This is a genomic window from Saccharibacillus sp. CPCC 101409 (assembly GCF_030518235.1).
In the GTDB taxonomy this organism is placed as follows: Bacteria; Bacillota; Bacilli; order Paenibacillales; family Paenibacillaceae; genus Saccharibacillus.
Map to the genome: position 1 here is coordinate 89,569 of NZ_JAULSA010000008.1, position 11,729 is coordinate 101,297.

Annotated in this window: 11 protein-coding genes and 1 tRNA gene; 10 read left to right on the top strand and 2 right to left on the bottom strand. The window is 53.2% G+C overall.

Annotation, left to right across the window (positions count from 1 at the left end; translation table 11 throughout):
• Positions 1 to 35 precede the first annotated feature (35 nt).
• The 7 genes from QWJ34_RS17360 (at position 36) to QWJ34_RS17390 (ending at position 7,347) form a co-directional block, all read left to right on the top strand.
• Entirely contained in the window at positions 36 to 1,937 is a 1,902-nt protein-coding gene (locus QWJ34_RS17360; protein ID WP_302729765.1) for a beta-glucoside-specific PTS transporter subunit IIABC, read from the top strand.
• 41 nt (positions 1,938 to 1,978) lie between these two features.
• Positions 1,979 to 2,911, top strand: coding sequence for a DUF7916 family protein (locus QWJ34_RS17365; RefSeq protein ID WP_302729766.1), 933 nt, complete (start codon positions 1,979 to 1,981; stop codon positions 2,909 to 2,911).
• A 158-nt stretch (positions 2,912 to 3,069) separates the two neighbouring features.
• The gene (locus QWJ34_RS17370; RefSeq protein WP_302729952.1) at positions 3,070 to 3,294 is read left to right on the top strand and encodes a MerR family transcriptional regulator; all 225 of its coding nucleotides are present in this window, start codon (positions 3,070 to 3,072) and stop codon (positions 3,292 to 3,294) included.
• A 78-nt stretch (positions 3,295 to 3,372) separates the two neighbouring features.
• Positions 3,373 to 3,456, top strand: a tRNA-Leu gene (locus QWJ34_RS17375).
• Positions 3,457 to 3,718: 262 nt separating this feature from the next.
• Complete coding sequence (locus tag QWJ34_RS17380; protein ID WP_368046778.1) at positions 3,719 to 4,201, top strand: MarR family transcriptional regulator; 483 nt, start codon at positions 3,719 to 3,721, stop codon at positions 4,199 to 4,201.
• A gap of 23 nt (positions 4,202 to 4,224) precedes the next feature.
• Positions 4,225 to 5,628, top strand: coding sequence for an MATE family efflux transporter (locus QWJ34_RS17385; RefSeq protein ID WP_302729768.1), 1,404 nt, complete (start codon positions 4,225 to 4,227; stop codon positions 5,626 to 5,628).
• A gap of 327 nt (positions 5,629 to 5,955) precedes the next feature.
• Complete coding sequence (locus QWJ34_RS17390; RefSeq protein ID WP_483314283.1) at positions 5,956 to 7,347, top strand: MATE family efflux transporter; 1,392 nt, start codon at positions 5,956 to 5,958, stop codon at positions 7,345 to 7,347.
• A gap of 33 nt (positions 7,348 to 7,380) precedes the next feature.
• Here the strand turns inward: QWJ34_RS17390 and QWJ34_RS17395 are convergent, their stop codons facing one another.
• The gene (locus QWJ34_RS17395) at positions 7,381 to 7,974 is read right to left on the bottom strand and encodes a TetR/AcrR family transcriptional regulator (RefSeq protein WP_302729771.1); all 594 of its coding nucleotides are present in this window, start codon (positions 7,972 to 7,974) and stop codon (positions 7,381 to 7,383) included.
• 2 nt (positions 7,975 to 7,976) lie between these two features.
• Positions 7,977 to 9,068, bottom strand: coding sequence for an NADH:flavin oxidoreductase (locus QWJ34_RS17400; RefSeq protein ID WP_302729772.1), 1,092 nt, complete (start codon positions 9,066 to 9,068; stop codon positions 7,977 to 7,979).
• 324 nt (positions 9,069 to 9,392) lie between these two features.
• On the opposite strand from QWJ34_RS17400, the gene QWJ34_RS17405 reads away from it, so the two are divergent.
• The 3 genes from QWJ34_RS17405 to QWJ34_RS17415 all read left to right on the top strand — a co-directional run bounded on the left by QWJ34_RS17405 (position 9,393) and on the right by QWJ34_RS17415 (position 11,717).
• Positions 9,393 to 9,980: a TetR/AcrR family transcriptional regulator gene (locus tag QWJ34_RS17405; RefSeq protein ID WP_302729773.1), complete on the top strand. Its 588-nt coding sequence runs from the start codon at positions 9,393 to 9,395 to the stop codon at positions 9,978 to 9,980.
• A 121-nt stretch (positions 9,981 to 10,101) separates the two neighbouring features.
• Positions 10,102 to 11,022 carry an NmrA/HSCARG family protein gene (locus QWJ34_RS17410; protein WP_302729774.1) on the top strand — a complete coding sequence of 307 codons (921 nt, stop codon included), beginning with the start codon at positions 10,102 to 10,104 and terminating at the stop codon, positions 11,020 to 11,022.
• A 128-nt stretch (positions 11,023 to 11,150) separates the two neighbouring features.
• Complete coding sequence (locus tag QWJ34_RS17415; RefSeq protein ID WP_302729775.1) at positions 11,151 to 11,717, top strand: TetR/AcrR family transcriptional regulator; 567 nt, start codon at positions 11,151 to 11,153, stop codon at positions 11,715 to 11,717.
• Positions 11,718 to 11,729 lie beyond the last annotated feature (12 nt).

Consider the following 11,729-nt stretch of genomic DNA (forward strand, 5'->3'; position numbering starts at 1 on the left):
CGCGGCATAATGATTTTAGTAAAGGAGACGAGAAAATGTCCAACGAAACACTGGCAAAAGAGATTCTGCGAACGGTAGGAGGAGCCGGGAACGTCTCAAGCGTCGTGCACTGCGCGACCCGGCTTCGCTTTAAGCTGAAAGACAATAAAAAAGCCGACAAAAGCGGCACCCAGAATCTGCCGGGCGTCATTACCGTAGTCGAGAACGGCGGACAATACCAGGTTGTCATCGGCAACACGGTCGGGGATGTGTATAAAGAAGTGGTAAAGGCGGGCGGATTCGATGCCGACTCGGCGGGGAACGACGAAGCGGAGTCCGGCGAGAAAAGCAATCTTTTCAACAAAGCCATCGATATTATCTCGGGGATCTTCACGCCGTTCCTGGGCGCGCTGGCCGCTTCGGGGATTCTCAAGGGCCTGCTGCTTATACTGACCACGCTGGGCTGGCTGACCAAAGAAAGCGGCGTTTACGCGATCTGGTACGCGGCGGCGGACAGCATTTTCTACTTCCTGCCTATCGCGATCGCCATCACGTCTTCGCGCAAGTTCGGCGCCAATCAGTTCGTATCGCTGGCCATCGCCGGAGCCATGGTCTATCCCAATATTATCGCGCTGTACAACGACGGAGCGAGCCTGACCTTTTTCAATATTCCCGTCGTGCTGATGAGCTATACGTCGACCGTGCTGCCGGTTATTATCACCGTATGGGTGCTGTCCCTGCTGGAAAAAAGGCTGAATAAAATTTTTCACTCCAGTATCCGCAATATCTTCACCCCGCTGCTCAGTCTGATGATTATCGTTCCGCTGGCTTTAATCGTAATCGGGCCGATCGGCACGTATACAAGCCAGGGACTGGCATCGGCCACGACCTTTATGTACAATCTCAGCCCAATCGTAGCCGGCATCGTGCTGGGCGCCGTATGGCAGCTCCTCGTTCTGTTGGGTATTCACTGGGCGTTCATCCCCGTCATGTACAATAATATCGCCGTTTACGGACGGGATCACCTCAAGCCGCTGTTCGCGCCTTCGAACTTCGCCCAGGCCGGCGTGGCGCTCGGCGTATTCCTGAAAACGAAAAATCCCAGAGTCAAATCGATTGCCGGCTCGGCCGCCGTTACGGGGATATTCGGCATCACCGAACCGATCGTCTACGGTATCAGCTTGAGATATAAAAAGCCGTTCGTATGGGCGATTATCGGCGGCGCAATCGGCGGCGGGATCGCCGGCGCTGTGGGTTCCAGCGCAATCGCGCCGGGGATTCCCGGAATCGCCAGCCTGCCGATCTTTTTCGGTCCCGGCTTTGCCGGCTTTATCGCGGCCATCGTGATCGCTTACGTATTCTCGGCAGTGACCACTTATTTCTTCGGCTTTAACGATTCGATGGAGAAAGAACTTTTGCCCCCGGATGAAAAAGGCAAAGCCGAAGTCCGTAACACCGGCGGCGCTCGGGAAAATCAAGCTTCCGCCGCGGCAGTCGATCAGGAGATTCCGAGTCCGCTGTCGGGTACGGTGCTGCCGCTGCGCGACGTCGAAGACGAAGCGTTCGCAACCGAAGCGATGGGCAAGGGAGTCGCCGTGATGCCGAGCGAAGGCCGGCTGATCGCGCCGTTCGGCGGGCAGGTCGTTAACGCGATGAAAAGCGGCCATGCGATCGGACTGCGCTCCGATGCCGGGGTGGAAATGCTGATCCATGTCGGCATGGATACCGTGAAGCTCAAAGGCGAGCATTTCGATCTGAAGATTAAAGAAGGCGACCGAATCGAACCGGGCCAGCTGCTGCTTGAGTTCGATATCGAGAAGATCCAGGCAAGCGGCTACAGCGTAGTTACGCCGATTATCGTGACCAACACTTTCGAGTATGCCGATGTACATGTGCAGCCGGCGGAGAGCTCCGATGTACGCGCGGGAGATCCGCTGCTGCTTGCGGTGTCGCTCTGAGCCGCACCCTATAAATTCGAACCGAAGCGAGGAGATTAACGATGGAAAAAGACGCCAAACGATTGATCAGCGCATCCAAAACCGAACTTGAGCAAATGAACGGCAGAGACCTTAAATTGTCGATCCTTAAATCGGAGGGCCGCGTGGTCATGGGGCAGCATCTGCTTTTTGCCGGCCAGGGCCTGGTGCGCGGTGTGACCAACACCGAATTGATGGCCGCTTTCGGCGCGGACATGATTATGCTCAACACGTTCAACCTGAACGATCCCGCCGCCAATCCGGGCATGCAGGGACTCAGCTTGAAAGAATTGAAGGCGAGAGTCAATATTCCTGTCGGGATCTATCTGGGCTGTCCGGGCAGCAAGAAGCCGCCGCACAATATCTATTACGATGCCGAAGGCATGGTCGCGACCGACGAACATATTCGGCTGGCCCAAGAGCTCGGCGCCGACTTTATCGTATTGGGCGGCAATCCGGGCAGCGGGACCTCGATCAACGACGTGATCGCGACAACGCGGAGAGCGCGGGAACTCTGCGGCGACGATATGCTGATCTGTGCGGGCAAATGGGAAGACGGCATCCGCGAGAAAGTGCTGGGCGATCCGCTGGCCGAGCGCGACGCCAAAGAGATTATCCGGGAACTGATCGACGCCGGCGCGGATGTGATCGATCTGCCGGCTCCGGGATCGAGACACGGCATCAGTGTTCACATGATCCAGGAACTGGTGCAGTTCGTGCACAGCTACAAGCCGGGCACGCTCGCGCTGACTTTTCTCAATAGTTCCGTAGAAGGGGCGGACGCGGACACGGTGCGGATGATCGCTCTGCTCATGAAAGAAACCGGAGCGGATATCCATGCGATCGGCGACGGCGGATTCTCCGGCTGCACCACGCCCGAGAACCTGATGCAATTGTCGATCTCGCTTAAAGGTAAGCCGTATACGTACTTCCGCATGGCGAGCACCAATCGCTGATTGGACAACGTAGCGGCTGATATACCGAAGGGAAGGAAAGCCGGTGCTTTTCTTCCCCTTTTTTGACTATGAACGTCTTTAAAGCGCTAAAGTGTGATATACTGGACAGATCGGGCAAGAAACGAAGCGCGGCCCAAAGAGAAGGGGACACCATGCAAATGCAAACCTTTCAAGATTGGAATTTGAAAGTGAAAAAAACGTTCAGCGCCACCAGCAACGAAGCGGTATTGACCGTGACGGAAGCGGGCAAGCTGCTCGGCCTGTCCAAAGATCAGATGAAGCTTTACGTGGACAAAAGCAAGCTGACCAAAGTTCCCATCGCCAGAAGCACGCACCGGTATCTGGTCCTGCAAAAAGAAATCGAAGAGATTTTGAAAAAATAATTTTTTTGCTTGCCATGTGCGCAAAACCGTGATATATTATTTCTTGTGCTCGCGAGACAATCGCGGTCATCCAGATATGCGGTCGTGGCGGAATTGGCAGACGCGCACGGTTCAGGTCCGTGTGGGCTAACCCCCGTGGAGGTTCGAGTCCTCTCGACCGCATCTTATGTTTGAAACCAAAGACCCGGATTTCCGATTTTAATCGGAGGTTCGGGTCTTTTTTCGTATGTTCGTTTTATTTACAGTCGATCCGCTGTTTTTGAAGCTTTTCTCTTACACCTTTTTACCGTTAGAGTATTGACAGTTAGAGTTCTAAGTATTATATTGAGTTTAAAGTTAGAACTCTAACAGTTAGATATTAAACGAAAGAACGGATTCAACCATCATTCACGCGGATCGTGATCCGCTTAAAGGAGAGCAAACCATGACCGACCGCAAAGACCACGTAGAAGCGGAACCCGAAGCAAGCGACATCGACGAATCGACAAGAGCCGCCACGCCTTTTTCCAACCTGTTCCGCGAGATCGGGATAAAGATGAAGGCGTCGGCCGACCATAGATTGAAGGAACTCGGACTGAACGCGCAGCAGGGGCAGATGATCGGCTATATTTACGAACACCAGGAGCGCGGCGTGATCCAGGCAGATCTGGCCCGGCGGTTCAGCCGGACGGGCGCGAGTATCACCAGCATGCTGCAGGGACTGGAGAAGAACGGTTATGTCAGACGCCGGGTACAGGAAGACAACGAGCGTCAGAAAAAGGTCTATATCACCGACAAAGCGGAGCCGCTGATTTCGGAGTTCAACGAGATTTTCAAGGAAGCGGAGAATCGCGTAACGGAAGGCATGACGGCCGAAGAAGCGCAAACGCTGCAAAGACTGCTGCAAAAAGTCGTATCGAATATTTAAGCAAAGAAAGAGAGGTCTTCATCATGAGTACACTCAACGAAGAAACGGCGGGTTCCGGCAAGGACTCGAATCAATATTACCTGGAAAAGTCGCCGATCGGCCGCGCGGTCGCGCATCTGTCGATTCCGATGATGATCGGCATGTCGGTCAGCACGATCTACAACGTCGTCAACGCCTACTTTATCGGCATGCTGCACAATACGCAGATGCTGTCCGCCATCACGCTGGGCCTGCCGCTGTTCACGCTGCTGATGGCGTTCGGCAACGTGTTCGGCGTCGGCGCCGGCACGTTCGCGACCCGGCTGTTCGCAGGCGGCAACGAAAGCCACGGCAAGCGAGTCGCCGGCTACGCGTTCTACGGAAGCATCATTGCGGGCCTTGTAATCGGTCTGCTGTCGCTGCTGCTCACAAACCCGATCGTCCATGCGCTCGGCGCGGATGCTTCGACGTTCGACTATACCCGAAGCTACGCGCTGGTGCTGCTCGGCGGCGGGTTCGTCGTGATCTTGAACTTTGCGCTGGAGCAGCTGGTCCGCTCGGAAGGCGCGTCGAAGGAATCCATGTACGGCATTTTTATCAGCGTGGCGCTCAGCCTGATCTTCGATCCGCTGTTTATTCTGGTCTTGAACTGGCACGTCGCGGGCGCGGCTTTTGCCATGGTGCTGGCCAATGCGGGCTCCGCGCTTTATTACATTACCTTTTTACATCGAAAAAGCGAGCATCTCCGCGGCTTCCTGTCGCACATCAAACTGTCGGTGCGCGATCAGCTGGAAGTGTACAAAATCGGGCTGTCGGAACTGTTCCAGGCGGCGTTCCTGATCGTCACCACGCTGCTGCTCAACCACTACACGATCGCTTACGGCGACAGCGTGCTGGCAAGCTTCGGCGTGGCGCTGCGCATCGTGCAGGTGCCGGAATTCCTGGCGATGGGACTGTTCCTGGGCATGCTTCCGTTCTTCGCGTTCAACTTCGCCAAGCCGAATATCGCCCGCTTCAAAGCCGGCCTCAAACTCTCGTGCTTCTATATCGGCGGCGTCGCCGTCGTATTCTCCGGAGTGGTCTTCTTGTTCCGCGACTCGGTGCTGCATTTGTTCTCGGCCGACCCGTCGGTGCTGGACGTAGGCTCGTATATCCTCGGAGCGATGCTGGTATCCGCGCTGTTCAACGGCTTTACGGGGCTGTTTATCAGCATCTTCCAGGCCGCGGGCCAGGGCACGCCGACGATGATTATGTCCGTCACGCAGGGCATCCTCTATATCCCGACGATCCTTGTGCTGCACGCCGTGTTCGGCCTGCACGGGGTAATCTGGTCGATGACGGTGACGGAGCTGATTACATTCCTGATGGGACTGATCCTGTTTATTCCGTTCCGCCGCAAGATGAACAACCGGGGGACGCAGCCGCTGCCTGTACCCGAGTCGATGTGAGTTCAAGAAAGCGTGGTTCGCACAAGGCGTTTGCCCGATATTTTCGCTGAAGCTTGAAAAGCCGAACGCCTTGTCCTTTCCCCGTAATCGTGATATATTGGCAGACGTGGCGGAACTGACGGATGTATACGGGCGCTGTGCCCGGGGTTGATTTCCGCATGCGGAGGCCGCTTAACGCGAATGCCGCAACGAACGATTACGCATAGTCAGCCACGCTCTCCGGCCTTTGGGCCGCGCAGGGCGTTTTTTGTTTTTGATTCGAGACGTTTAATTGTGAAAGTTAAAGATTGGGATAGTCAAAATTTTTCAGAAAAAGAAGGGTTGGAGATGGCGGAAAGCGGCATACGAACAGGATGGACAAAAGGCATGCTGGAGAGGCACCTCTCGGGGCGGTCGATCGATTACAGGCAGATTATTTCGCTGTTTATTCCTCTGCTGGTCGATCAGATCTTTATCGTCGGATTGAATCTGGTCAATACGGCCATGATCAGTTCGGCGGGGGTGGATGCGGTCAGCGCGGTCAATATGGTCGATTCGCTGAACGTGTTCCTGCTCAGCATCTTCGTCGCGGTGGCGACGGGCGGTACGGTGGTCGTGGCGCAGTACAAAGGCAGCGGCAACTCGATCATGGTGTCCAAAGCCACGGCCGGCTCGGCGTCGGCCGTGTCGCTGTTGGCGCTCGCGATCGGGATCTTCATGATCGCGTTCCACAATCCGCTGCTGAACCTGCTGTTCGGCTCGGCGGAACCGGCGGTTATGGAGCTGGCTCGCACGTATATGATCGGCAGCGGCTTCTCGTATGTGGGATTGGCGTTCGTCGAAGCGGTCTGCGGCGCGCTTCGGGGCATCGGCCGCTCCCGCGCTTCGCTCGCGCTGTCGCTTGTGATGAATCTTCCGTATGTCGGCCTGAACCTGCTGTTTATCAACGTGCTCGATATGGGCGTGCTGGGGATGACGCTGTCGGTCAATATCTCGCGTTATCTGGCGGCGGCCTGCGCGGTGTATTACCTGATTAAGATCGACGCCGAACTGAGGCTGCAGATCCGGGACTTTTTCCACGTCGGACTCGATATGTTCAAAAAAATCTTCGGAATCGGCATGCCGTTCGCGGCGGAGCAGATGTTTTTCAACGGCGGCAAGATTCTGACCCAGATCTTTATCGTCGGCATGGGCACGTACGCGATCGCGACCAACGCGATCAGCGGCGCGCTGGCGGGCGTGATGCAGATTCCGGCCAACGCCCTGTCGCTCACGCTGATTACGGTCGTCGGGCAGTGTATCGGCCGCCGGGACGTGAAGGACGCGAAGAAACTGACCAAATCTTTCGTCGCGCTCGGCTCGCTCGCTTATCTGCTGATGGGCTTGATCGTGCTGCCGCTGTTTCACCCGCTGATCGGGATGTTCAATCCGCCGGCGGAGATCGTGGACGATATTTTCCTTATCGTGCTCATCAATACGATCGCCCAGATTCCGCTCTGGTCGATCAGCTTCATGATTCCTTCCGCGCTGCGGGCGGCGGGCGACGCCAAGTTCACCTCGATGGTGTCCATGCTGTCGATGTGGCTGTTCCGCGTCGTGCTCGGCTATATTCTCGGCGTCGTATTCCATCTCGGCATCCTCGGCGTCTGGCTGGCGATGGACTGCGAATGGGCGATCCGCGGAGCGATCTTTATCCGGCGGTTTATGGGGCGGAAGTGGTATCGGCATAAGCTGATCTGATAAGCATTGATCGGCAAATCCGACTTGATTGGCTTACGCGTCCCGGTCGGCAAGAATCGATTCTATACTATAATCAAGAATCGCTTTCATTTTGTCGGGCGAAGCGCCGGCTTTTTCCAGTACCCGAACCCCATGCTGCGCAGTCGCTAAATTTTGGGCTATGATCCGAGCCGGATATCGCGACGTAATTTCAAGATTTTTTTGACCGCGGCGAATGACTTCTTCCAGCAGCTTTTCCGAGTCTTCAAACAATGCGTCAATTTCAACCTTTGCTTCCGCATCTTCCGTTCCTAATTCCAAAGCCATATTGACTATGAAGCAGCCTTTGGGACAGTTGCTTGAATCGGAATCAAGCAGGTTGGATTTCCATAATTCCAATGTTTTTAATGCTGAATTTTCCCGACTTAATAACTGTTGAATCGACTCCATTGCCTGCATGCGGTACAAGCGAAGCGCTTTGATAAAAACAGCGTGTTTGTCGCCGTAGGCGCCGTATATGCTCGGTTTTTTCAATTTGCTGCTTTCCATCAAGTCCGTCAAAGATGTGCCTTTATAACCTTTTTGCCAAAAAACAAGCATGAGTTGATGCAGCACTTTATCGTAATCGAATTCTCTGGGCCTGCTCATATTCACTCATATCCTTTATTCTCTTGATAAAGTTCATTGTCTTTTATGGTGGGGAGCGGGCTTAAAACTTCGCCCGTGAAATCGTCAATTGGCAAATTCTTCGAAACTCTAATGGGCCAATCGTGATTGGCGAGAGCCGGTTTGCCCAGTGAAACAAGGTCTGCGCCAATCTCCAACGCTTTACTCGCGTCTATCGGCTGATCCAGTTGTCCATTTGCGATAACCGTAGTTTTTCCGTACTTTTTCGCAAGCTCGATGAGCGTGGAACGGCTATCTTTGAAAGCAGGCAGCAAACTGTTGTATTCCGTAATATGAATATAATCCGCTTTTGCTTTGCCGATCGCGCTAAAAATAATTTCGGCGTCTTTTTCCCCATTCGCCCATTTGTGCGTAAAATCGTTGATTTTCGATTGGGATATTCGGATGCCGACAACCATACGATCGCTGACTTTATCTTTGACGGCTTCAATCAACTCGGTCATGAATCGTGTTCGTCTTTCGGTGGACCCGCCGTATTCATCCTGACGCCGATTCGTGTAGTCCGTCAAAAACTCGTCTAATAAAAAACCGTTTGCGCCATGAAGTTCTATCCCGTCAAAGCCCGCCTGCTCGGCGCGCAGCGCGGCCTGAACAAAACCGTCTATGATTTCTTTAATTTCCTGGACGGAAAGCTCCTTCGGCGCGGAGTGATTCGGGTCTGCTCCCAGCGGCACGACCGCGGAAGGCGCAACCGTTCCGGATCGATACCGATTACCTTGAGAAACTGCGCCGGCATGAGCAACCTGAAGAATAATTTTGCTGCCCTGGGCATGCACGGCCGCCGTAGAAGCCTTCCATGCCTGCAAATGTGCTTCGTTCGCAATCCCCGGCTGGTTAAAGGTTCCCTGACTATATTGCTCATCCGGATAAGTCGCATCTGTAAGGATAAGTCCAAAGCCCCCGGCAGCGAATCTTTCGTAATAACGCGCCATTCTGTCGTTTGCGCTGCCGTCGTCATCTGCCGACATTCGTGTCATGGGAGCAAGGGACACGCGGTTTTTCAAAGTCAGTTTTCCCAGATTGTAGGTCGACAGCAGGTTTTCGTTTGTTTTCATCTCGGCCGCTCCTTAAAGTCGGATAATTGATAAAAGAGGTTTGATTGATTTATTATTGACCGAACGGTAATTAAAAGTGCAAAAAAATACGACTTGCAGAATCGATAAAAACGTTGTCCGTTTATATTAATCGTTTTATACCTTTCGGTCAATAATTAATTGTATCCGATCAAGCGCATAACCTCTAACTTCGGAAACGGGGGCGCAAAAAAAAGAGCTACCCGTCGATCGTAAACCGAATCAACAGGCAGCCGCGAGAAGTGATCGGCCGGCTCTTTTTGCGTGTGTAATTCTTGAGTTCATCTTATACTGGTAGCAAAGGAGTTGGAGCAGAAGATGAGCGCAAGAGGAGCTACCAAGGAAGCTTTTTTGAGTACAAGTATAAATCTGTTTAATAAATATGGATTTGAACAGGTTACGATCAATCGGATTTGCAAAGAAATCAATGTGACCAAAACCGCTTTTTATTATTATTTCAAATCCAAAGACGATCTGATAACCGAATTTTTTTCGTTCGATCGTCTAATATCCGACACGGATCTCGCGGACCTTCTTTCCGTCGCCGATTATGCCGATCAGGCTATGAAAGCGATGGAGATCTATGTGAAGCATATCGTTCGGTTGGGCGTGGAGATGACGAAAGAAAATTATAGAATTCAGCTTCGCAATCAAGTTCTTCCTCTCGACAAAAGCCGTTCGCCGCTGCTGGGAAACCTTATTCCCGGGCTGCTTCAACGGGCCAAAGAAGCGGGTCAAATTCAAAATCCGGCAAAAGCCGAAGAACTGCTTGATTCCATGTGCAATATGGCGAACGGAGTCATTTTGAATTGGGCCGTTTTGGGCGGAACGTTCGATATTTTGGAAGAAACCCGGAAGCGGTTTGAAATATTGCTGGTGGTCAAAAGCGAATAAATAAGCCGAGGCGCTCCGTTTGAAGGAGCGTTTTTTTTGTATAAAAAAATTACCTTGGTGTTGATAAATTATTACCGAAGTAATATAATTCAAATACTTAAAAGGATAGGAGAGATCAGATATGAAATCCGACGACGCAAAAGCAATCCTGGTGATAGGGGGGACGGGAACGCAGGGCGGCAACGTGGCCCGAGAACTGCTGCGGCACGGTCATCGGGTAAGCATTTTGACACGCAATCCGCAGTCTGCCGCCGCCCGGGAGCTGGCTGCGCAAGGCGCGCAAATCGTCAGGGGAGACCTGGCGGAACCGGGTTCGCTGCAGCCGGCTATGGAATCGGCCGCCGCCGTTTTTTCGGTGCAGTATGCCGATCCCCACGACCAGACCGTCGAGCCGCGCAACGCGGCCAATATGGTGCAAGCCGCGCAAAAAGCCGGAATCGAGCAGGTCGTGCATACTTCCGTCGCCGGCAGCGATTATTTTCCGAGGTGGGACAAGCATCCGTACCTGACCCAGAATTGGGAAAACAAATACGAAATTGAAGAGCTGATCCGCAGCGGCGGTTTTCGGTACTGGACGATTTTGCATCCCTGCTGGTTTATGGAAAACTTTGTGGAACCCAATTCGGCTGTCATGGCGCCGGAGTTAAAAAAAGGACTTTTATTCGGCTCGCTGCCAAAAGATACTCCTTTAAAGCTGAATTCGGGCGAAGATACAGCCAGGTTTGCCCGCGCAGCTTTTGAACAGCCGGAGAAATTTCACGCTAAAGACATCAATGTGGCAAGCGACGAACTGTCCATGGCGCAAATCGCCGAAATCTTGAGCCGCGTTCTTGCAAAAAAAGTGGTTTTTGAAACGGTGGGCGGCGAAGAAGCCCAGCGGCGCGGAATGCTGGAAGGAACCGTTCATTTTATGGAATGGCTCCAGCATGTCCCCGGATACGGCTTCGACCTTCAGGAAACGAAACAATACGGGGTAGAGCTTAAGTCTTTTGCGGCGTGGATTGAAGAAAACAAACATCGATTTTCGATCGAACCTGATTGAGAAATAAAAGCATACGAACGAACGCAGAGCCGCTGCCCGGATAGGGGAGTCGGCTTTGTATTTTTATATTGACTGACTAATCACTCTGTTATATAATCGGTTTAGCTTAGAAAAAGAGGAGTGGAGTTATGGCCAGACCGAGAAGCGATATCAAACCGAGCGCGATCATTGCGGGAGCGACCCGAGTGATTGCTTCCCAGGGATTGAGCGCATCCACAGCGGCAATCGCCAAAGAGTCGGGCGTTTCCAATGGATCGCTGTTTACTTACTTTGAGACCAAAGCGGATTTGTTAAACAAACTTTATGTGGAATTGAAAACGGAAATGGCCGAAGCGACCCTGGAAGGACTGACGGACGATCGCGATCTCCGCGAGCAGGCGCTGCGTGTATGGTCGCAGTGGCTGAACTGGGCAACTTCCTACCCGGAGAAGCGTCGCACCCTTGCTCTCTTGAACGTATCCGACGATATCACCGCCGAGAGCCAGCAGACGGCAAGCCGGGCCATGACAGAGGTGAGAAAGCTGTTGAATCGAGTAAGCGAAAACGGGCCGATGCGCGACACGCCGCTGGAATTCCGGTTGTCCCTGATGAACGGAGTAGCGGAAGCGACTATCCAGTTCATGATTCACGATCCGGCCGACGCGGACACGCATTGCACCGCCGGATTCGAAGCGTTTTGGCGCATGACCGTATAAATTTTTTTAAAC

What these genes read in the sequence shown, in the direction of transcription:
- QWJ34_RS17360 (WP_302729765.1), top strand. Translation starts at nt 36, where the DNA reads ATGTCCAACGAAACACTGGCAAAAGAGATTCTGCGAACGGTAGGAGGA.
- QWJ34_RS17365 (WP_302729766.1), top strand. Translation starts at nt 1,979, where the DNA reads ATGGAAAAAGACGCCAAACGATTGATCAGCGCATCCAAAACCGAACTT.
- QWJ34_RS17370 (WP_302729952.1), top strand. Translation starts at nt 3,070, where the DNA reads ATGCAAACCTTTCAAGATTGGAATTTGAAAGTGAAAAAAACGTTCAGC.
- QWJ34_RS17380 (WP_368046778.1), top strand. Translation starts at nt 3,719, where the DNA reads ATGACCGACCGCAAAGACCACGTAGAAGCGGAACCCGAAGCAAGCGAC.
- QWJ34_RS17385 (WP_302729768.1), top strand. Translation starts at nt 4,225, where the DNA reads ATGAGTACACTCAACGAAGAAACGGCGGGTTCCGGCAAGGACTCGAAT.
- QWJ34_RS17390 (WP_483314283.1), top strand. Translation starts at nt 5,956, where the DNA reads ATGGCGGAAAGCGGCATACGAACAGGATGGACAAAAGGCATGCTGGAG.
- QWJ34_RS17395 (WP_302729771.1), bottom strand. Translation starts at nt 7,974, where the DNA reads ATGAGCAGGCCCAGAGAATTCGATTACGATAAAGTGCTGCATCAACTC.
- QWJ34_RS17400 (WP_302729772.1), bottom strand. Translation starts at nt 9,068, where the DNA reads ATGAAAACAAACGAAAACCTGCTGTCGACCTACAATCTGGGAAAACTG.
- QWJ34_RS17410 (WP_302729774.1), top strand. Translation starts at nt 10,102, where the DNA reads ATGAAATCCGACGACGCAAAAGCAATCCTGGTGATAGGGGGGACGGGA.
- QWJ34_RS17415 (WP_302729775.1), top strand. Translation starts at nt 11,151, where the DNA reads ATGGCCAGACCGAGAAGCGATATCAAACCGAGCGCGATCATTGCGGGA.